The sequence below is a fragment of the Paenibacillus sp. Y568 genome (assembly GCF_059445545.1).
The window spans coordinates 213,525-235,173 of sequence record NZ_JCAIUM010000004.1 but is presented as its reverse complement, the minus strand read 5'-3'; the positions used below and the strand labels follow the sequence as shown (position 1 = coordinate 235,173).

The window sequence follows — 21,649 nt, the reverse complement described above, 5'->3', positions numbered from 1 at the left end:
ATCATCATTATATCCAGGGACGAATGGGATCTAATCCTCCCGTAATATCCATAATATTACCTGTAATGAAGTCGGAGTCATCCTGACACAAGTACTGTATGACACGCGCAATGTCTTCTCCACTACCCGGTCTTCCATTTGGCGTCTCAAGGTCTTCTATCCCTTCAACTTCCGCAATAGACTTCTCCTTGTTCATCCCTCTAATATCTCCGGGACACACCATATTAACGGTTATCCCATAGGGTGCTTCTTCCACAGCTAAAGTTTTGGTAAAAGAGACCAGCCCTGTCTTCGCCGCTGCATACACTGCACGATGTGGCCAAGCTCTTGCTTCCCCTGCATGTCCAAATCCAAAGTGAATAATTCTTCCCCACTTCTTCTTTCTCATCGAGGGAATCACCATATGATCCAGGAGCATTGCACCGATCAAATTACCTTGCATCAGAGAAATGATCTCAGCATGCGTATATTCTGCAAACAATCGTCGTTCCCGAACAAAAGGACCCGCATTATTTACAATGATATCTGTACCTCCAAAATGATCATCTACTTGATGAATTAACCCTTCAAGTTGTTGTGGATCGGAAATATCGGCTTGTACAGCAATACATTGAACACCTTTTAGTTCAATCTTGGCTCGTAACTCCTCTGCCTCAATAGCACTATGGACATAATTCAGAACAATATTACATCCTTGATCTGCCAATGTGAGTGCTGTTCTTTTGCCCAACCCCTTCGCACTTCCCGTAATCAGGGCTACTCTCCCATTCAAATCCTTTTCCTCCTCAATGAGTGGTCATACCTTAATTATAGAAGATTTAACAGTCCTCTACAAATATAATCCCGTTGAACCAATATGGCTCCTCGGGATTATATTTAAAAACATGATGAATATACTCATTGAAGTGCAAGGATAAGCTTCTTAGAATGCTGGAACTACAGCGCCTTTGTATTCATCCTCAATAAATTTCTTAACATCATCGGAAGTGAGTACTTTCGCTAACTTCTGAATCGCTTCAGAATCTTTATTATCTGGACGAGCTACTAGAATATTAGCATATGGATTATCTTTTCCTTCAATTAACAACGCATCCTTAACGGGATCCAAGCCCGAATCAAGAACAAAGTTGGTATTAATTATAGCCAAATCTACCTCATCCAATTGACGTGGGAGAATCGCTGCATCATGTTCCGTTATTTCAAAATTTCTTGGATTCTCTGTAATATCACTTATTTTAGATTCCACTGCTTTTGGATCTTTCAGTTTAATCAGACCATTTGCAGCAAGGAGACTGAGTGCACGTCCGCCATTGGTTGCATCATTTGGAATCGCAATATGAGCACCATCTTGAAGCTCATCTATCGACTTAAGCTTAGTGGAATAAGCGCCAAGGGGTTCAATATGAACCGCTACGACGGATACAAGATCCATCTTACGTTTGCCATTTTCGCTATCCAAGTATGGCTGATGTTGGAAAAAGTTAGCATCCAATTGCTTCTCAAATAATTGTGTGTTCGGTTGAACGTAATCATTAAATTCAGTGATTTCAATTTTGACTCCTTCTTTTTCTAAAGCGGGTTGAATATGTTTCAGAATCTCAGCATGTGGTACAGATGTTGCCCCAATTTTTAACGTATCTGATGATGAAGATGATGAATTACCACAAGCAGAGAGAACCGCAACTAGTGAAAGACTTAGAAAACCAAGTGCCCATTTTTTCATTTTTCATTCCCCTTTTCTTCAATATGAATAATGTGGTATATATGCGACCGAATATGATATTCGGTTATTACCTTAATCCAAACATCTTTTATTTTCTTGTAAAATGACGAACCAGTCGATCTCCTGCCATTTGTAGTAACTGTACTAATATGACCATTAAGAACACAGAGATCAGCATGACTTCCGTTTCATATCTGTAGTAACCATATCGAATGGCTAAGTCTCCTAGACCTCCACCACCAACCTGACCCGACATAGCAGTGTAAGATACGAGAGTAACGATAGTAATCGTCATCGCTGCAAGTAGACCTGGTCTTGCTTCCGGAAGTAGCACACGAAGGATGACTTGCCGTGTAGATGCTCCCATTCCTTCCGCTGCTTCAATTACTCCTCGATCCACTTCCCCAAGCGCTGTCTCCACAAGTCTTGCGAAGAAAGGTGCCGCTCCTACAACAAGTGGAGGAATCGTACCTAGAACACCCATTGATACCCCAACAATTTCTCTAGTCACAGGGATCATCGCTACAATTAGAATAATGAAAGGTACTGATCTTAATATGTTAACTACGAAAGAAAGTATCGAATACAAAAAGTGTACTTTTCGTGAAGGGGATCGAGCCGCTAGATAAAGAATGACACCCAATGGAAGACCCAGTATAAAAGTGAATACGGCTGATGCTCCCAACATTTTTAGTGTATCCAGTATAGCCGTTGCTATCTCTTTCCAATCAATTATAGAGAAATCTAACCCACCCATTATTGCATCACCTCCACTTCAAGCCCTTGTTGTAACAGCCTATCTATTGTACTTACAATATCCTCTGGATTTCCCTCAAAGCGTACAACCAGTTGTCCATACGGTGTATCTTTTATCGTAGAGATCGTCCCTTGTAAGATTGCAAAATCAACGCCCGTCTCCCGTACAGTCTTCGAAAGAGTTGATTCGTAGGTTTTCTCTCCCAAATATGTTACCTTGAACACTTGTGAAGATGACAGGTTAGGTCCTTTCATGGCTTGCTTAAATAACTCACTATTATCCAATTCTCCACGAATGAAGTCACGCGTCACAGGATGCTTAGGTTTAAGAAATACGTCTGTTACTGCTCCCTGTTCTACAATGCCACCTTGGTGAATAACAGCAACGCGATCGCAGATACTCTGAATAACATGCATTTCGTGTGTAATGAGTACTATGGTTAGATTAAATCGTTTATTAATATCTAATAACAAATTTAAGATAGAGTCCGTTGTCTGTGGATCAAGAGCAGAAGTAGCTTCATCGCATAATAACACTTCGGGTTCACTTGCTAAAGCTCTGGCAATACCTACGCGCTGCTTTTGTCCACCTGATAGTTGTGCTGGATACTTGTTACTATGTTCTTGTAGTCCAACTAACGCTAGTAACTCGTTCACCTTTTGATCAATAACATCCTTTGATGTACGAATAAGACGTAATGGGAAAGCAATATTATCATAGACCGTCGCAGAGGACAGAAGGTTAAAATGTTGAAAAATCATGCCGATTTTACGTCTTTCCTCTTGCAATAACTTCGTATTCAGTGAAGTTAGATTAACACCGTCCACCCATACTTCACCTGATGTCGGCCGTTCTAATAAGTTAATGCATCGGATGAGGGTACTCTTCCCTGCACCAGAATGACCAATAACTCCAAATATATGACCCTTCTCAACTGATAGATTCAGTCCGCTCAATGCGGTTGTCATACGTGCACCTTTGCCGTAGTTCTTCGTCAATTGCTTCAGTTCAATCAATCTCAAGAACCTCCTCTATTAAAAAATACCCAAACAATATAAAAAGCCCATTTTTCAGAATGAAAAAGGGCTCTCTTTGTGTAAAGACAATGCCTTCTTCTCATCTGCCAGAGTCGCGTTATACGCTTCTGAAGGAATTAGCACCTAACATTTTCAGATACGAGACCTACTGCCTCGCTCTTCAAATCGGTTGCTGGGCTTCATCGGGCCTATCCCTCCGCCTCTCTTGATAAGAAAATAACTTTTATGAAATTAAGTATTGTAAGTATAAATTTATTTATTACCTTTGTCAAAAGAAATTATGTCCAGGCAATGATTCAGCTATTATGTTTGGATCACTTTGCGTATCCATTGTTCACTCGTATAATGATATACTGTCGAAATCGTTCTACTCACCATATCTAACCCAAGCTTCAGATCCAACAAATGTGTATCAACATCTTCTAGAATAATTTTGTCATGTAACCCTTGATGTCGTTGCCAAAGATCGTCTTCCATTTCCACGTTCATATAGTGAATTTCTGCATTTCTGCGCTTCCTAAGATCATGAATCGGCTCTCGATATTCCTCCCTAATCGATACCAGTAACTGTCCAAGTGGTTCATGGGTATGTTTAAATGAAAATTGGCGTAATACCGTAAAGTAGGAATATTGAGATTTAACCTTCGTTGTTTGCAAGTCATACACTTCATTTAGAAAAGTACCCACTTTGTCCAGGATTGCAAACACTCGGATAAATCCATTTTTATAAAAATAAACATATCGCGCGTAATCCACCTGTTCTGTAGGAGACATATCATCCATGAACCCAGCAATACTAATGGACTTCCTAAAAAATTCAGCCGCCGCATAGCTTTCGTCTAACTCCATTAGAGAGGTTACCAATCCACGCGTCCAGATCTCTAACTTACGTAAGTCATGAGTTGGATCCTCATATCGATTCATTTCCTTTTGCAGTAATTGTATCGCGTGCTCCATTTCTTTAAAAGCGTTATCCACTAAGGGATTATTAATCTTATGTGATAAGTCTCCAAATAACTCATTCAGCATGGCGTGGTCTCCCTGATCATTTTTTCAGTAAAGTTCTTTGCATGCTAATTAGTATTCCCAAAAGTTGTTTTCGCTACTAACAAGTATAAGCGTTGAAATATAAGCTTATTTATAAAAAGCCCTCGAATAAGTTCGTAAACTTGATCGAGGACTTTTAAAGTCAGGACAGATTTATTTACTTAGCTGCCATACTCTAACACTAAGGTAACAAAGAACGCCAAACAATGATGCTACGAGTAGATTATGGAGTAATGCTGAGAATATATACAATTCTGGATTGTATAACGTGGCAATAATTATTGCACCACTTAGTACCTGTAGAAGACAAAGCGTTAGTGCAGCGATACCCAACATTTGTACTTCACGATTCCCACGGTTACGACGGTAAGCAAAGTGGGCTAACGTTGCGATCAGAATAAACAGTACTAACGCGGCAATTCGATGCATAAAGGCGATACCGACACCACCGGACAATTCCGGAATCCATTCCCCGTTACAGAGAGGCCACCCTGAACATCCTCCTGCAGAATCTGAATGACTGACAAAAGCGCCAACATATACTACCACATAACAATACACCGTTGTTAGCCAAGTCAAATTTCGAAACGACCGGCTTACCCGTGGCAGATTCATTAGATTAAAGACACCTTTAGCCTTGTCTAACCTACGAATTCCTAGCGCTAACATTAAAGAACTCGCAAATGCGATGAGAGAAAATCCAAAATGTAAAGCAAGTACAGCGGAAGACTGGTTATAAACAACGGCAAGTGCTCCCATCGTTGCTTGTACCAAAACAAATATGAGTGTCATCACCGAATACACTCTTAGATCTTTACGCTTGTTGTACATCCAAAAGGCAATAACCACAGCCAGCGACAGCAATCCAGCTAGTCCACTAACTAAACGATGTGAATATTCTATCAATGATTCAACCGTATGTGCAGGAATAAACTTTCCGTGGCACAATGGGAATTCCTGTCCACATCCAAGACCTGAGCCAGTTCTTGTTACGACCGTCCCCCCGAATGTAGCAAAAAACATTACAAAAAAAGTTACATAACTGAGCCATTTTAATTGCTTGGTATTCAATATATCTCACCTGCTGATCAAATTTATATTCACTTCATTATACCTAATAAGTATAGCTTATCCATAGCCTCCCATGTGATAAACACAAAAAAAGCCATCACCCCTTTCTCGCTGGAGTGATGTGTGTGATTTTACTTATGGATGGAGTTATACACGTCTAATGCACTATCCAAAAATTGTTCAATTTCTTCACGAGATTTACGAAGTTTATTCACAAATCTAACAAGTTCTCTTCCATCTGTGTAAGCAACGAAACTAGGTATGCCCATAATGTTCTGTTCTTGACTCACCGTACCTACTTGATCGACATCCACTTCCACAATCGTCAATTGCTTCGAGTATTCCTCTTCCACTTCAGGCATGAAAGGATCTATATATTTACAATCAGAGCACCAATCGGCTTTAAATACAGCTATGGTTAATCTTGTAGATTGAATAGACACATCAAATTGCGCCTTAGATGTTATTTTTTCCATTTAGATCATTCCTTCCTACTATTTTTATATAAGTGAACCAAAATTGGGAGTGGAAGTCAAATAATTGAGACATACTGAGAATAGAACTCTAAAGTTAGAAAGGACGTAGAACGATGTTTGACAAGCATTCGGATGCCCACGTTATCGGTGAAATGCTGAGTCTTTTAAAAACGCTTCCCCAACAAACTACAGAAGTCATTAAAGGAAAATATGCCTGTTGGAAATTATCACGTCCATTTCATAAACATTCCCAAAAAATAGAATGGAATGATGCTGCAGCACAACTTATTAGGAATCAAATAGAACGAACAGTTGATGAAACAAATCGTTCTAAAGATGCTAATATCTACAAAGAAGAGTTACGTGATACTCCCTTAACAGACTTGGATAATTTGATTATAAGAGATATACAGGTCGCTACGGCATCTGCTAATCAAAGTAATATCACACGTACCCAAGCCTATCTGCAATGTTACGAAGCCTATCCTGAGCTCCACTGGGCCTTGTTAGCTCATATGGTTTCACGTAACGGAGGGTGGAATATGAGCGACCTCAAAGGTGGATTAATGGCCGACCTGACCAACAACACGCTTAGAGATGATATTTACCGAATGTTAGAGCGCTGTAATGCACTTATTTTTCAAGATGCCTATCCTCAACTACTTCTTTACATACATAGTAAACGACATGGTTGTAGTTATTTTCATCTATTACCCCAGTTTCATGTGTCTACATTCATGAACTCTTTTTGGAATAACTTTTGGATTGATCGGAATGGTGCTTTATTAGCTGTTGGGTTAATCATAAATGAACAGTATTATATTGAGGGCCGAGTCGTACAACATAGCTATTTCCAGAAGAATGTCTTTCAACAATCTGGATATAAGCTCCATCATCTTGCACATGTGAATCAAATCGTATTTCCCTTGAGTAAGAAGTCACTAACTACCACGGACAAGCTAGAATCTACTCCTAACCCAGGATTGGTAGGCTTAGTATTAGAGAACTTCGGCAAGATCGAAGAGAGAATCAATCTCGGTAAATCTCTATATAGTCTCCTTTTTGGATACAAGGATGTGCTGGATCAAGTAACTTCTTTCGCCACACATACGACATACCAAGGTTCAAGAAGTGAATATTGGCCACAATTATTTACTACAAACAAAGAAACAGCTCTGAATTCTCCCTCAGAGAGTTCAGAGCTGTTAGAACATGAATGGTTACCACCGGAACAGAGGATATACAGTCCTGTACTCAACGATGTGTGGTTCGATATGCCTTATGACCCGATTCCTCAGTATGATTGGCTGAAGAATAAGAATGTTACACAGTACATTTCTAAGCCTATACGCCCTTTTCTCATTGAGATGAGTCATGATCATCGATCGGCGATTCAAAAAACAGCATTAGCACATGATATCGTCCAAGGTTTCAAATAATTTCTGTAGGAGATGTTAACCTTTTTCATAGTTCCGCAAACGTTTGGGTTGCAAACGCATAAGTGGTTTAAATACTTTTTGTAGCATTCTTGGATAACTTGATAGCTCTTGTTCTCTCAGAACCCCTAATACAATTAGCATCACCAAGTAAATGATGACGACAACAGCACCTACGATGATACAAGTGATTAAGAAAGCCAATCTTGCAGGCATAACATCTACCAATAGAATACCTGCTTGATTCACACCATAACCTACGCCACCAGATACAATCACCGTGATTAGGAAGCTAATCCACCGTGTTCCAAGAATGGAGAAAGACACGATACTCTTCAGAAGTCTAAGATTGAGTAATGTAATAACAAGGAAACAGATCCCTGTTGCTGCAATAATACCGTAGACTCCTAAGAAAGGCGCTAAAATATAACTCGCCGCAAGTTTCACTAGAATTCCAATCATCACGTGAACCATCGACACCCTAGCCTTACTTAACCCCAATAAAATTGAATTGGATGTCATCATTGTAATCTGAAATATAGTTCCAAATGTAAGTAAACTAATAATTCCACTACCATTCAAACTACTGAATAACAGACCATTTATAGAATAGGAAGCTGTACAAAGAGCTATAACCAAGGGCATACCAGTTAGAATGGCAATCCTCATAGCCAATGTAATCTGTTGCTTCAGATAGGGTTGATCACGTCGTGCAAACGCAGCAGATATGATAGGAATGAGTGATGTACTAAGAGCTATAGCTAGGATAGGTGGAATACCCGCTACAGGCTGTGCCCGACTTCCAATAATACCAAGAACTTGCGTTGCATAGGCATCCCCTGACTGGCCAATTAACAACCCTTTAAGAATGGAAGTATCAATAAAGTTTACTGCTGGCACAGCTAAGGATGTTAATACAATCGGAATAGATAATGTGAAAATATCTTTATAAATCCGAAGCATTGGAAGCTCCGCACCTTGTCCTGCTTGCAGACTGAGTTCACGATCTTGCTTACGTAATTTAAGCGTGAAATACAACATAACACCGAAGGCACCAATACTTCCAAGTACACCACCAAATGATGCTCCTGCCGCAATCGTACTATCATTATAGCCTGTACGAAGCAGTACGTAAGCCAGAACAATGGCCGTACCCACTCTCGCGATCTGCTCTACAATTTGTGAGATACCACCAGCCATCATATTGTTACGTCCTTGGAAATACCCTCTCATCATGGCAATGGTAGGGAACAGCAATAATGCGGGTGCCAACGTACGGATAGCGAACGCGGCTTCCGGGGTCTTCGTATTATCAGCATAAAATGGTGCCCATATGTACAGTAGCACCGTCATAATGACCCCCATGACTGCAGAGAAGATTAAGGCAGCATGGTAGATCCGCTTCGCCTCATGTGGCTTATCTAAAGCATAACGTTCGGAAACCATTTTGCTTAATGTGCTTGGAATACCTGCAGTTGCTACAGTTAATAACATTAAATAGACATTATTCGCGATAGTAAACGATGCATTCCCTACATCACCAAGCATATGTTCTAAAGGCACCCTTTGAACCAATCCTAGCACACGTGCGATCAATGCTGCGGCTGCTAGAATAAGTGTGCCTTTAACAAAAGATTCTTTCTTAGCCAAACCCTTTCCCCTTCTTTCTCACGAAGACAGCTCTTGGCTATCGTTACATAACGTACAATTAATTGACTACAATCCATATAAAGAAGATCACAACCATTGCGATCTGCAGAATAATCTTCATCACCATACTGCTGAACAGGCCTACTAAGGAACCAAACCCAACTTTTACAGATTTATTTACAGAAGAACCTGATAACAACTCACCGATGAAAGCTCCAAGGAAAGGTCCTATAACGAGTCCAAACGCAGGAATCACAAACGGGCCAATAATCACTCCAATGGTACTTAATATGACTGATTTGCGTGACCCACCGAATTTCTTAGTCCCCCATGCTCCCACGACGTAATCAGCCACAAACAAGACGACAACGATTAACGTCTGAATGATCCAGAACCATGCGCCAAATGAATCAAAACTAAAAAACCAACCATATACGAAAAAAGCTAGGTAAATGGCAAGTGCACCTGGAAGTATGGGATATACAGCACCTGCAAGCCCTACTGCAAATAATGCAATAATCAGGATCCATCCGAGAATAGCCATTCGTCTAGTCAACCCCTTCATTTTTTTGGAGCGTTTCGAAAATTCCTATATCGTGAGTAACTTACTCATTGCTTCCATCTGCTACCTTATCCTTTGTACCTTTCGGTACGCCATCTAATCCATAAACAGCATCATAAGCATCAAAAATTTTCCGTGCGACTGGAGCCGCACTATTCGATCCGAACCCACCTTCAGGGATCATCACAGCTACAGCCAATACTGGATTATCTCGTGGTGCAAAGGCAATAAATACACCATTATCCACCAGTTCCCTACCCACTTGTTGAGTCGATGTTCCTGTTTTTCTAGCAAAGTCATATGGGAAACCTCCAAATGCAGACACTGTACTATTCATACCTTTCTTAATGACTTTCCAATAGGACTTATCGAAATCAACAACGTTCAATATTTCAGGTTGAAAGGCTTGAACGACATTCCCCTCATTATCCGTAATCTTACTCACCAGTTGCGGTTTCATTCGTTTACCTTCATTAGCAAGCGTTGCAGTATATTGTGCCAATTGAAGCGTAGTATATTTACCCTGCTGTCCGAATGATGCATACGCCATTCTGGACTGTATACTTTCATTATCATTTATATACTCACGTGTTCCCTTCTGCTCTCCAGGAAGACCACTTTTCGTAACTACACCGAGACCAAAATCCGTCATATACTCATCCCATTTATCAATGGCTTCAGCACCGTATTTGTTATTAAGAGGCTTACCGACCATGTCTACCATGAATGCATTCGATGAATGTTCAATCGCTCCAGCAGGGCTCAAAGAACCATAGACACTTCCATGTGAGTTTTGAACCCTACCATCCTTACCGAAATAAGCCGCACCTGTATCATAGTAGGTATAATTCTTCGTGAAGAACCCTTCCTTTAATCCAATTAGAACACTAAGTGGCTTAATTGTGGAACCAAGAAGTACGACAGACTCTGGATGATACCCTTTCTTTCCTGAATTAAAGGAACGAATGGTTCCGTTCTGGTATATATATTGAACCTTATCCCAATTATCCGAAGATATGGCTCCTGAGCTCCATACATTGGTATCGTAGTCTGGCATACTCGCCATAGATACAACCTTACCGGTCTTCACTTCCATTGCCACTGCAAAACCCGTAGTCGCATTCGGATGAAGTCTTCCAGATACAGGATTCTTATGTAACCAATCTAGTTGGTCCATAATGGCTTGCTCTGTTTTAACCTGAACCTCTTTATTTATAGTTGACCATACATCATGTCCTTTTTCTGGTGCAATAATGGCATCTACGCCTTCAGGCATATTACGTGGGTCAACCGGGATCTCCATATAACCGTTCTTCCCCCGAAGTTCATCTTGATACATTAATTCTAATCCATCAAATCCAACAAACTCCGATTCGGAATACATTAGACCTGGATCGGTCTGTGTGCCATCTTTCATCTCGTCTGTTATGGTCTGATACTTATCCAACGTTTTAGATCTTTTGAAATCCTTAATGTATCCTATTGCTTGAACAGCAACAGTATCCGGATCATATTGTCGAATACTCTCCTCAACAATCGTAATCCCCGGGAATTCAGACTTATGTTCCATGAAATAAGCTATTTCAGCTTCTACTAAATCCATCTTAATTCTTCTTGGTATGTACCCAGAATATAATTTGTAGTTTAGATCTAATGACTTTAAGACGTCATCCTTAGTGAGTTTCTCTCCATTAGGATCTCCGTATTTATCAAAGGCTGCTACTAATTTCTCAGCCAGCTTCTCCACTTCAGGGTAATTATCTCGCTTGGTACCATCCGCAAGATCGCTATAATTACTACTTAAAGTAATATACAGTGACTCTGTCGGTACGGAATAGGCCAATTTAACACCCTTATCATCATAAATAATACCTCTTGCTGGAGAAATGGGTACATTCTTAACATCTCTACTCGTTTCTTCACCTTTTAGTGTAGGGCCCTCCACAAATTGCAAAATAGCTAAACGTACAATAATCAAACAAAATATAAGGAATGTACTGAAAAAGAACAGATTGATCCGCAGATTAAAACTATTTTTGTGCTTTGGCGATTCTTGCTGCGTTCGATCCGGTACGTAGTCACTCACCGAATATCCCCCTTTTGTAATTAACACCTCTCGATGCTCATTTCCGTAAAAAAAATGTCATTCTTATTCTATCATAAAAGAAGGGCGCCTTCACCATAGCATAAACTCCCATCAACACACCCTATCATACTTCATAATAGACGAGGCTGTACTGTCAATAATGACAATACAGCCTCATCTATTTCTTTTCACCGTTATGAATGGGAAATTATATTTTATTGAATGTCCCATTATAAAGATGGATTATTCGAATGATTATGTATACCTGCTCGCTCAATCCTATTTTTATAACTCACGGCCATCACTTTCTCAAAAGCACTTTCGAACTCCTCAGGGAGAAGAGGTTTGATCTGATCCATTATGTTGGCTAAAGAGGCAAAAGCGTACATTTCCTGCTCTGTCCAATCTAAAGGATACAATGAAAAATCACCAATAAACTTATACCCTTTACCATAACCTTGGTGAATGATAGGAATATGCATCGCACTCAACATATCCATGTCTCTATAAATAGTACGCTCTGTTGTTCCACATCTTTCTGCAAGTTCCCTAGCAAGAATTCCAGGCATGGCTTGTATTAGAGTAATGATTCGCATTAAACGGATTAGTCTGTCAGTCATATTATTCCCCTTGGATGTAGTTAATTAGACTCATCAATAAAACAACATAACTAGTTCTTTCGACATCCAGAGGGGAAATACCTTCCTTTTGGGTTGTTATTTTCATTTAGCTATACTCTTTATCAAGCTATTATTCTCTGTGAAGTAAATAATGCTCATAGGACTATGTAGATTTAATTCCACAGTTTTCAATGAATTGATACATCTTTTCCGCCTCTTCCAGCAGTCTTAAATCCCCCGATTGGACAGCGAACAATAACAATTCGTCCCCTTTTCTTCTGATTAAAAACTTAGCGTATTCTATATCACCTAATTCAAATATCGCAATAGCTTCTCTCAATAAAATAGGTGTTTTTAAAAGCTTCGCTTGCTTTTCTACCTTGAAATTCCCCTTTTTTTCTACTAGTCCTGGATTAAACGTATAATTCATGTATAGTTCTTCCATGGCTTGTTCTATGAACTTATCACTTGTTGCTCCTTTGTATCTCCATTGGGTAGAGAGTACAGTACGTTTACACTTAGCATTTGGTTTGAAAGCAAATTCAATAACGATACTTTGCTTGCTATTTATATATAAATTCCCTAGTTCCAGTTTTAGAGATGATGGTGAAGAGTGAATATATCCTTCGCAACCGTAAATAGCCACAACTTGGACAACTGGGTCGAGCCATATATTTAATTCAACATCTCGAGCATAAGGTTTCGATATAGAACTTGTCCTGGTTGAATATGGTTCTAATGCACTCCACTCAATAAGTAAGTAAATGCTAGCTGCTCCGGCAGGGGTATAAACATATGTATGGTTCCACGTATATGTCGCTTTAATATCAGTATTCAAACCCATCACCTCCTTGGTGATATAAATATACCAATATTAGATTGACATCATATTTGTCAGGGAACATACATTCCCATCAAGTGTAACTAAAGTATTTCTGTGGAAATCAACGAACTTTCTTTGAATGCGTTTTTCTTATAATAGAGAATGAGTGAATAAAAAAAAGGCTACCACCTCATCTATAAGGGATAGCCTTCCATGTACTCATTCTAATTTACTGCAAACGTTTCTTTCTGTAGAGCAACAATATTGCACCTAAAATTATGAAGCTAAGTCCCGCCAACTGAAGCGGCAAATGGCTTTGTTCTCCTGTTTGAGGTAGTGTTTCCATGGTTTGACCTTGAGTGGTTGTTCCTACGTTCTTCGTACCATCAGTTTCATCTTTAGGCATAATTTTTACATCAACGTTTATTTGGACTTCTTGTTCATGTCCAACTTCATCTGTAATGATAATCTCGAATGAGTCTTTACCGATATATCCTCTATCAGGTTTATATACCCAATTCCCTTTCGGATCTATGGTAACTGTTCCGTTCTTAGGCTCTCCACTAATATTAGGAATGCTTACGTTCGGAACCTCAACCTTACCTTTAATCGGCGTTTCTTTAGGCGTTGTTACATTCTCTTTAGGTAATACTGGGGTACTCGGTATTGGTTCTACCGGTGTACTTGGTGTTGGGTCCACTGGTGTACTTGGTGTTGGATCCACTGGTGTACCCGGTGTTGGGTCCACTGGTGTACCCGGTGTTATACCGCCACCACCACCGCTAATTAATCGGTCATTTTCCACGATTACTATCGTCTCTTGATTCTTAATAATTTCGAACTCAGATAGTGTGGTCTTGATGATATAACCACTTGGTGCCACTGTTTCTTCAACAAAGTATTTACCCGGTCTTAGGTCTGGAATACGTAGTTCTCCATTGACATCCGTTGTAAGATCCTTTAATCCGTTACCATCCTTATCCACAACTAACACTTTATTCTCGTCCAAGACGCTAAATTGTGCACCTTGTAATCCTGTACCAGGTAACCCTGTTTCCGTTTTTGTTAATTTCACAGATCCTGGAGTCAGCTTATTCTTGAACTCTACATTTACTGTTACTCCATCATTAACAATATCAAAGGGTAAAGGTGTTGTGTTCAATTCATAATCTGGAAGAGGTGTAACTTCAACGAACTGATAATGTCCTGCGTTTAATTTACCTACAGACAACTTACCGTCTTGATCTGTTGTTAGTCCAGTCTGTAACACTTTACCATTCTCATCTTGAAGATCAAATTCAACACCTTCAAGGACTTTCCCGTCTTGTATATCCGTCTTCAACAATTCGACTGAACCAACATTCTTTGTATTCTTCATCGTAACTTTCTTTGTTGATGTCTGATTCTGATCGATTGTAAAATGAATGGGTGTTGCATCTAACTTGTAGCCACTCGGTGCAGCTGTTTCAATAAGTTGATAATTGCCACCTTTAACTAGTGCCTTATAGGAAATTTTCCCATCAAATAGCGTTACCATATCAGAATACATAGCTACATCCTCATACGTTCCACTATTATTCTTTATCTGTAGCTTGAAGTGAGCACCTTCTAACGCCTTGGTAGGGTCAGTTGCATCAACTTTTGTTAATTCAAAATCCCAAACACCTTTCGTATTATCAACCTGGATTGTAGAATTGGTTGCATTAAATGTAATCACTTTTCCTGCCTTATAATCAACATCGAACAAATATCCCGTTGGAGCTACCAACTCTTTAAGCATGTATTCTTTGTATTTAATATTATCAAATACGACTTTTCCATCTGGATCTGTCACACCTGTTTTAATTAACGTATTACCCGTTTTGTCATAAAGACCGAAGGTAGCTCCATCGAGTTTGACATTATGATCAGCTGCATCTACTTTGACAATGGTCAGATTGCCTTTAGGGGTAGTAGCTCCGCCTCCAGCTCCTGAAAAGTAAACCTTGAATGATTTATTCTCATTCTTATCTACTGCTCCAGCCGATTGACCTTCAAATTTGGCATCGTTACTAATGGTGTCGTTCTGGTCCGCATTAATAAACGACTTATATTCTAAGATATACGCTCTCTTAAGTTCATTCTTAAAAGTAAGCGTAAACGTATTTCCCACAACATCTAAAGTATAGTCTGAATCAGACACTATTCCTGCTTTGGTTAGCTTACCATATTGATCTGTCTCATAAAGCTTAAATGAATCCTGGACAAGGATTTGATTAGCCGACAACGTGTCGGTCAATTTAGCACCTGCCTCAACTTGAGACTGACTATTATTAATATTAACGGTCCAATAAGCAAAATCTGAATCTGCCCCTGTCCCTTGTTTACCTGTTTTATTGACATATTCTCCACCATGGGAAGGATTCACGGTAGCTGATTTATCAAATAACAGATCATTAGGAGTATTCTCATCATACATTGTTGCTTTATTGTTATATGTCGCTTCAATTCGATGACCTTCAAGACTCGTTCTATACGTAATGCGATAAGCACTATTAATTAGACCTAACTTTAATTCAAAACCATCATTTCCATTGTCTTTCACAGTGTAATCAACGTCCGTATCAGGAACGGTAACTGGAGCTCCAGCGCTCACTCCATTGTTCCCTCCTGTTAGCGTCAAGGGAGACACTGTCAGAGAACCTTTAACGAATGTTTGCTTTCCTGTATAGAAATCTCGAACCATGGCATTAGTAATCGTGTGAAGATTATAGTTCACATCAATAGTCCAAGTGATTTCCTTCGTTTCAGCATTATAGGTACCCGTTTTATTACCGTTTTCCTTCGTGTACGTATCAGAATCAGCTGTACCGTACTTGGTTATTGTTTTTTGTTTTACACCATTTTCTGTCCAATCCAACGCTGCAGTGTTCTTATATTGGCTAACCTTTAGGGTTGAGTCAAACTTCGTCGTGTACGAGATTAACTGACTACTGTTGATCGGTTTGATAAAAGTAATGATAAATCCAGTATTATAACTTGAGTTAGGAGCTACAGTGTAATCAGTGCCCTCTTTTAGACTACCAATCTTCAATGAATCTGGTAGAAACGTTAGTCCTTGACTCGCTGCATAACTATCATTGATAACAACATCAGACATTAGTTGATTGTCTTTATTCAGCTCAATGGTCCAGTCGATTATTTTTTTATTAAAGTTTACTTTTCCATTATTTTTCTTAAAGATCACTTGATTCATGTTTACAGTCGTATTGATAGGTGTGACACCAGACATTTCTACTGTATTCTTAACAGCAACTGATTCCCCATATACACGATTTATAGATGTTGTTTTATACTCAATTCTGTAAGCAGATTCAATTTTATCCTTAAAGGCCAACTGAAAGCCATCCGCTAAGGTTTCATCGATATCATAATTTGTAACTACACCTTTTGATGTCGCATTTCCATTATCCTCAATTTTCATTTCGGTAACTTTGAATGAACCTGGCACTAACGCTTGAGTTGTTTTGTCAAATGTGTCCTTAATCCATGCATTACTGTGCACAATCTTCTGTTCATTGTAGTTATACTCAATCACCCAGGGTATGGTTTGTGTGGAGGAGTTATAGCCGCCTTTTGGGGAATTTTTATTAAGTGGCATGCTATATGTCACTGCCACGGCTTTTGATGTTTCCTGCGGTTTAGGCAAGTTATCACCAGAAACTGTCACCTTATTATTATAGGTTTTATCAGATGTACCTGTGATTGTTGTTGTGTACTTCACTCTATAAGCGTTACTAATATTGCCAAAGTCTAGTTGAAATCCGTTCACATTAGGCACTGGCGCAATCCCAATAAACGGTGTTGTGTTCTCTTCTACACTTCCATCCAATTTAACTATTAATTCAACGACTTCAATCGAATTCATGCCGACAGTAAGTCCTGTTGGAAGTTCATCTTTAAAAATGGCATTTGTTATTGATTTTTCACCCTTATTAAAATCAACTTCCCAACTAATCTCACTAGCATTCTTTCCTTTATTCGGTGTTCCCTTTTTATCTATTTCGCTAGTAGATTTACTTAGGAAATGAACAGGAACAATGTCACGCTCTCCTTGATATATAAATTCTATATCCTGATTCGTACCGCCAACGAAACTTTTCTCATCAAATAATCTCCATACATTAAAAGTCCCATTCGTTACAGCTGTACCCTCAATTTCTTTACTAAAAGTGAATGTTACTTTACCTTCAGGAGTTACTATAAATGTCCCGTAGATATCTAAATCACCCGTCTTTTCACTGTCTAGTATAAAATGCTTGGGGAGGTCGAAAGTAAACGTGGAACCCTCCAAATACGGATGATTAGCCGGAAGCTCCCATTTGAAATCTATCTGTACCTTCGATCCTTGATCTGGGCGAACGACAGAAATATTCTCCTGCTTATCATTCGTCATCACTACGTCTGTAATAATATTAACTGGGATTTCATACACACTCTGCGTGACACTTAGCGCACTGATCCTAGCATTACTTCCATAGACATCCCCCGTGACCGTATTACTGATGTCCGTTACGGGCAAGTTATTAGCAATAACCATTGATGTTGGCACCACTAGATTTACTACTAAAGCTACCATTAATAATAAGTATACAATTTTGTTACGTTTCCTCATTCTGAATCTTCACCTCTTGTTTTTATTTAAACTATGTTTTCAGCTTTTTATATTATGGTCCCAAAAGCCATACCTCCTTCTCTTCTCTTTTTCTTGGTACTATTCTATTATTTTCCCTTTAATAATGAGACGATGAGTAGGATTTATCATAGGATCACAAGTGACCAATGTCATTTCTTTATCTTTACCATTCGCTTCCAATACCCACACTTCTTCTGGCTTTACACGTAACTTCTCCGTAACCGTATATTCAAATTGTTCTTCTCCGTTATCAATTTGAATCTTATCTCCCAGTTCAACCTCATCAAGTCTATTAAAGTTTCTGCCATACGTGCGATTTCGATGTCCAGCAATAGCATAATTACCAACCGTCCCGACTTCCCCTGTGTTTATGATACTAGCCACACTAGTTTTCATATTGTTCTTCGTTACACCATGAAGAATAGGCAATTGCAAGCCAATTTTGTTGATATGCAGAATGCCTTCCATATTCTCGACTTGAAAAGAGGCTTCCTTTGCTGTTACTCCAGGTAGTTGATCTGCATCATCTTCGATGACACGATTGCCTGACGACCTCTCCTCATTCCTCGTTTGCGAAGAATCATCTCCATTATTAATATTTTGGAGGCTAATCTCCCACTCTTGTAGCAGCCTTTGCTGTTGTTTCTGTTCAACCATTTCAGATAGCTTTGGATAACATAGCAGAACGATGCCGATCACGATTAATAAGATAGATACGATTTTTGTTTTAATTTTCATAGATTATGTATATTCCTAACTTCTTTATAAGATTAATATCATATTATAAAATATGTATGGTTCTGACTATTCTATTTTTCTATAACAAATATCACATCTCGACAAAATTTTCAACAATCATGACATCACACTGACTAAATACTTGAATAAGACCATTAAATCTAGAATGGTCGTTTAGCCTAAAAGTAGTGTCTTATAAAGATTCACACTAATATCTCTCATATTTTATTACATTTTCCATAGTTATATGACTGTTTCCAATTGCTTACTAGTAGTATACTGAAACCCTTTGATAATGAATGTCGAAATCTGTCATCAAAGGAAAATTATTTGTCGCAAAACAAAATAATCAAGTCCCTCATCGGAGGAACTTGATTATTCATTTCTTAATCTATCATTTTTTCTCATCATAGATCTCAGTTAACTGTTTTTTTTGTCGTTATGATGTGAAGCTATATTGGAATTTGCTCCTTTTGATATAGGTGCATAAGTAACTTTGTCGATAAGAAGACCGTTCCCAACAGGTTCACCGTTAACGGTAATCACCATTTTTTTATAATTTTTCTCTTTATTTTGCATCCTTTTCGTGCTCCTTTAAGTATTATATAGATATATATACCCGTAATTCATTGTCTTGAAACATCGATTAACCATTGTAAAAGTCGCCGAATTCTGATATTCATGTTATATACTAGAATCATACATGATCAATACTTTAAAGATAGTTCTATCTATAACACTATTTCAGGGGGTGGCCCTATGAGGTTTCAATTACTCTTTCGTAGCATAGGTAAGACAAGCTTAATCATCTTCATCTCTTACCTATGTTTCTTTCAAATGAATACAGCACATGCTAATTACTACAGCGATTTCTATGATGGATTACAACAATTCTCTGAACTTCCATCTGAATTAAACAAGTTAAAAGATAATTATGAAGAGACTCGTAAAGAATTAGATAAAGCGAAAGCAAGCGCTCAAGCCTACGAACAACAAAATGCTCAACTCATAGAGCAAAACCGTCAGCTAACCGAGACTGTTCAGTTGTTAAATGAGTCAGAAATAGCCCGACAGAATCGATCGCACCGCATAAGAAATGTCGTTGTGTGGGCAATCGGATTAGCAATAGGTTACTTTATTCTTATACGAACGATTCGATTCTTAATGAAGCGTTCTAATCGTACAATCAAATGGTAGATGTACATCCAGTCAGTATATGGGGAGGTGCGTTATTTGAATATACAAATAAATAGTGGCAGTATTGCTCCTATTGGACAAGCCGTCACATTTTCTCTTACTCAAGGGGATCTCATCCATATGCTCCACCCTGAACAGATCGTTGCCTATCGCGGGCCATCTGATGGACGAAGTGACCGCTTCATGAATATGAAACGAATGTACCGCAAGGGAAAAATAATTCAATCCGATTTGAGCGGCCCCTCTCAATTTGTTGCTGGTATACCTCCTGGGTTTGCCATGAAATCGATAGAAATTAATGAAGGAAGTGATCTTCTTTACGATTTCCGAAGTCTTTTCTATTATAGCCATGGCATCACAATGCAGACTCGTCTTCTGAACATGAAGAATCTACTCATTACCCGAGCCATGATTAAAGTAAAGTTTGCAGGCACAGGAACGATAGGTATTCTCACCCAAGGTCCTGTATGTCAAGCCGAACTTCATCCTTCACAACCTATATACATTGATGCTGGAAGTATTGTGGCGTATCCGGAGAATGCCAGCCTCGAATTAACCGTATATGGAAATACACTTGCTAGCCAGCATATGAACTATCACTGGAAAATGACAGGGCGTGGATCTGTCTTGTATCAGGCAGGTGTTCCTAACCAGAAGTTAGAGAAAGAAATGAAGCAAGAGGGACTTTTCAAACGAGTTCTTAGAGAAGTCATTCCTTTTGGTGGTATTTTTATTAAATAAGAAATTCTTCATAAAAAAACCGCTAAGATCCTGGCCCTAAAGCCGTCTAAGCGAGTTTATTTAAAATATAAGAATTTATAAGTATTTCTGCTTATAAATAGTCTTATATTTCAACGCTAAACGTTTCTTCGCCACTAAAGGACGGCGAGGCCGTTTATGCTTGTGTTATGCTATTAACTTTGGTTAGCTCATCTAGTTTTCGTAAGATCCTTCGTTTCTTATAGAGCATTTTGCCTGCCTCAGATACATCCTCGATTGTGGCTTTATTACTGATCGATCCAAAGAAAATCCCCGCAACGGGCACGAGTTGGAATAACTTCTTCATTCCGAAGCTATCTATATACGTCTGAACCACTTCTCGCCAACCTTTTAATTGAGAGAATACTTGTGATTCACGATCTTCAGCATCAAATTGGGCGAGTTCTTCAACAATTGCCTTCTTTCCTACAACATCTGCAGAAGCGAACTGAAGACACTTCACAATAAATATCCGTTCATTTTTCTCGGTAGGATCGAATCCGTAGCATAATGCTAGCTCTTGCAAAACCTTAAGCGAAAGACCCAGAATGAGGGGGACATCGACAGCAATAGTGAATATACCTCCGACACCTGTCGTCGCTCCTTGAACCGTCGCAAACTTAACTCGTTTGGATATGACATCATCAGCAACACCGTCTAATACACTCAATGGTAATTCGCCCACGTCTTGAAGTGTAAGAATCCCTTCTTCTATTGGATTTGTGGTAGTCTGCGATGCTTTTTCTAACCGTCTCATCATCGTGTTATGGTGTACTAAGTACTGTCCACCCGTCTGAATGAAACTCCCAATTTCATTTACCACTAAACCTAACTTTTCACGTATTCCCTTTGGTGTTATCTTATCCAATAGTAAAAAGGGCACTCTCCCGATTTTCTCCCATATCCACACTTTCTTTTGTTCTTTCTCCCATTTCACAATGTTGCGAAGTTCCTCCTGCAAATGTTCCAATGACTCCTGGTTCTCCAAATGT

At 39.1% G+C, this 21,649-nt stretch carries 19 protein-coding genes and 1 riboswitch; of the genes, 3 read left to right on the top strand and 16 right to left on the bottom strand.

The window, feature by feature from the left end:
• Positions 1 to 7 precede the first annotated feature (7 nt).
• The 7 genes from AC1D7X_RS07960 to AC1D7X_RS07930 all read right to left on the bottom strand — a co-directional run bounded on the left by AC1D7X_RS07960 (position 8) and on the right by AC1D7X_RS07930 (position 6,111).
• Positions 8 to 772, bottom strand: a complete 765-nt coding sequence (locus tag AC1D7X_RS07960; protein WP_495474975.1) for an SDR family oxidoreductase — start codon at positions 770 to 772, stop codon at positions 8 to 10.
• 150 nt (positions 773 to 922) lie between these two features.
• Entirely contained in the window at positions 923 to 1,723 is an 801-nt protein-coding gene (locus AC1D7X_RS07955) for a MetQ/NlpA family ABC transporter substrate-binding protein (protein ID WP_495455157.1), read from the bottom strand.
• Between the two features lie 88 nt (positions 1,724 to 1,811).
• A complete protein-coding gene (locus AC1D7X_RS07950; protein WP_495455156.1) occupies positions 1,812 to 2,480 on the bottom strand; it encodes a methionine ABC transporter permease in 669 nt (222 codons plus the stop codon).
• Positions 2,480 to 3,496: a methionine ABC transporter ATP-binding protein gene (locus tag AC1D7X_RS07945; RefSeq protein WP_495455155.1), complete on the bottom strand. Its 1,017-nt coding sequence runs from the start codon at positions 3,494 to 3,496 to the stop codon at positions 2,480 to 2,482. Before AC1D7X_RS07945 ends, AC1D7X_RS07950 begins: the two co-directional genes overlap by 1 nt.
• 97 nt (positions 3,497 to 3,593) lie before the next feature.
• A riboswitch (SAM riboswitch) is annotated at positions 3,594 to 3,732 on the bottom strand.
• An 88-nt stretch (positions 3,733 to 3,820) separates the two neighbouring features.
• Complete coding sequence (locus AC1D7X_RS07940) at positions 3,821 to 4,546, bottom strand: Cthe_2314 family HEPN domain-containing protein (RefSeq protein WP_495455154.1); 726 nt, start codon at positions 4,544 to 4,546, stop codon at positions 3,821 to 3,823.
• A 171-nt stretch (positions 4,547 to 4,717) separates the two neighbouring features.
• On the bottom strand, positions 4,718 to 5,635 hold the full coding sequence (locus AC1D7X_RS07935) for a COX15/CtaA family protein (protein ID WP_495455153.1): 918 nt from the start codon (positions 5,633 to 5,635) through the stop codon (positions 4,718 to 4,720).
• 131 nt (positions 5,636 to 5,766) lie between these two features.
• The gene (locus tag AC1D7X_RS07930; RefSeq protein ID WP_495474974.1) at positions 5,767 to 6,111 is read right to left on the bottom strand and encodes a thioredoxin family protein; all 345 of its coding nucleotides are present in this window, start codon (positions 6,109 to 6,111) and stop codon (positions 5,767 to 5,769) included.
• A gap of 113 nt (positions 6,112 to 6,224) precedes the next feature.
• Here AC1D7X_RS07930 and AC1D7X_RS07925 point away from each other — a divergent pair, with 113 nt between their 5' ends.
• Positions 6,225 to 7,550, top strand: a complete 1,326-nt coding sequence (locus AC1D7X_RS07925; protein ID WP_495474973.1) for a DUF2515 family protein — start codon at positions 6,225 to 6,227, stop codon at positions 7,548 to 7,550.
• Positions 7,551 to 7,565: 15 nt separating this feature from the next.
• On the opposite strand, the gene AC1D7X_RS07920 is transcribed toward AC1D7X_RS07925, so the two are convergent.
• The 8 genes from AC1D7X_RS07920 to AC1D7X_RS07885 all read right to left on the bottom strand — a co-directional run bounded on the left by AC1D7X_RS07920 (position 7,566) and on the right by AC1D7X_RS07885 (position 19,280).
• Positions 7,566 to 9,197 (bottom strand): putative polysaccharide biosynthesis protein, encoded by a 1,632-nt coding sequence (locus AC1D7X_RS07920; protein WP_495474972.1) that lies wholly within the window; start codon positions 9,195 to 9,197, stop codon positions 7,566 to 7,568.
• Between the two features lie 58 nt (positions 9,198 to 9,255).
• A complete protein-coding gene (locus tag AC1D7X_RS07915) occupies positions 9,256 to 9,741 on the bottom strand; it encodes a DUF456 domain-containing protein (RefSeq protein ID WP_495474971.1) in 486 nt (161 codons plus the stop codon).
• A 61-nt stretch (positions 9,742 to 9,802) separates the two neighbouring features.
• The gene (locus tag AC1D7X_RS07910; protein ID WP_495474970.1) at positions 9,803 to 11,845 is read right to left on the bottom strand and encodes a peptidoglycan D,D-transpeptidase FtsI family protein; all 2,043 of its coding nucleotides are present in this window, start codon (positions 11,843 to 11,845) and stop codon (positions 9,803 to 9,805) included.
• Between the two features lie 230 nt (positions 11,846 to 12,075).
• Complete coding sequence (locus AC1D7X_RS07905; RefSeq protein ID WP_495455147.1) at positions 12,076 to 12,465, bottom strand: helix-turn-helix transcriptional regulator; 390 nt, start codon at positions 12,463 to 12,465, stop codon at positions 12,076 to 12,078.
• Positions 12,466 to 12,628: 163 nt separating this feature from the next.
• Complete coding sequence (locus AC1D7X_RS07900) at positions 12,629 to 13,303, bottom strand: hypothetical protein (RefSeq protein ID WP_495455146.1); 675 nt, start codon at positions 13,301 to 13,303, stop codon at positions 12,629 to 12,631.
• 214 nt (positions 13,304 to 13,517) lie between these two features.
• Entirely contained in the window at positions 13,518 to 17,942 is a 4,425-nt protein-coding gene (locus tag AC1D7X_RS07895) for a collagen binding domain-containing protein (RefSeq protein WP_495474969.1), read from the bottom strand.
• Between the two features lie 99 nt (positions 17,943 to 18,041).
• Positions 18,042 to 18,701 (bottom strand): class D sortase, encoded by a 660-nt coding sequence (locus AC1D7X_RS07890; protein WP_495474968.1) that lies wholly within the window; start codon positions 18,699 to 18,701, stop codon positions 18,042 to 18,044.
• Between the two features lie 420 nt (positions 18,702 to 19,121).
• Complete coding sequence (locus AC1D7X_RS07885; protein WP_495455143.1) at positions 19,122 to 19,280, bottom strand: hypothetical protein; 159 nt, start codon at positions 19,278 to 19,280, stop codon at positions 19,122 to 19,124.
• A gap of 180 nt (positions 19,281 to 19,460) precedes the next feature.
• Between AC1D7X_RS07885 and AC1D7X_RS07880 the strand changes: the two genes are divergently transcribed.
• Complete coding sequence (locus tag AC1D7X_RS07880; RefSeq protein WP_495474967.1) at positions 19,461 to 19,898, top strand: hypothetical protein; 438 nt, start codon at positions 19,461 to 19,463, stop codon at positions 19,896 to 19,898.
• Between the two features lie 36 nt (positions 19,899 to 19,934).
• Positions 19,935 to 20,639: an AIM24 family protein gene (locus AC1D7X_RS07875; RefSeq protein ID WP_495455141.1), complete on the top strand. Its 705-nt coding sequence runs from the start codon at positions 19,935 to 19,937 to the stop codon at positions 20,637 to 20,639.
• A gap of 154 nt (positions 20,640 to 20,793) precedes the next feature.
• Here AC1D7X_RS07875 and AC1D7X_RS07870 read toward each other — a convergent pair whose 3' ends face one another.
• Positions 20,794 to 21,645 (bottom strand): EcsC family protein, encoded by an 852-nt coding sequence (locus AC1D7X_RS07870; protein ID WP_495455140.1) that lies wholly within the window; start codon positions 21,643 to 21,645, stop codon positions 20,794 to 20,796.
• Positions 21,646 to 21,649: the final 4 nt, after the last annotated feature.

Coding starts and splice junctions, on each gene's coding strand:
- AC1D7X_RS07925 (WP_495474973.1), top strand. CDS start 6,225: ATGTTTGACAAGCATTCGGATGCCCACGTTATCGGTGAAATGCTGAGT.
- AC1D7X_RS07905 (WP_495455147.1), bottom strand. CDS start 12,465: ATGACTGACAGACTAATCCGTTTAATGCGAATCATTACTCTAATACAA.
- AC1D7X_RS07950 (WP_495455156.1), bottom strand. CDS start 2,480: ATGGGTGGGTTAGATTTCTCTATAATTGATTGGAAAGAGATAGCAACG.
- AC1D7X_RS07915 (WP_495474971.1), bottom strand. CDS start 9,741: ATGGCTATTCTCGGATGGATCCTGATTATTGCATTATTTGCAGTAGGG.
- AC1D7X_RS07940 (WP_495455154.1), bottom strand. CDS start 4,546: ATGCTGAATGAGTTATTTGGAGACTTATCACATAAGATTAATAATCCC.
- AC1D7X_RS07895 (WP_495474969.1), bottom strand. CDS start 17,942: ATGAGGAAACGTAACAAAATTGTATACTTATTATTAATGGTAGCTTTA.
- AC1D7X_RS07880 (WP_495474967.1), top strand. CDS start 19,461: ATGAGGTTTCAATTACTCTTTCGTAGCATAGGTAAGACAAGCTTAATC.
- AC1D7X_RS07885 (WP_495455143.1), bottom strand. CDS start 19,280: ATGCAAAATAAAGAGAAAAATTATAAAAAAATGGTGATTACCGTTAAC.
- AC1D7X_RS07955 (WP_495455157.1), bottom strand. CDS start 1,723: ATGAAAAAATGGGCACTTGGTTTTCTAAGTCTTTCACTAGTTGCGGTT.
- AC1D7X_RS07890 (WP_495474968.1), bottom strand. CDS start 18,701: ATGAAAATTAAAACAAAAATCGTATCTATCTTATTAATCGTGATCGGC.
- AC1D7X_RS07930 (WP_495474974.1), bottom strand. CDS start 6,111: ATGGAAAAAATAACATCTAAGGCGCAATTTGATGTGTCTATTCAATCT.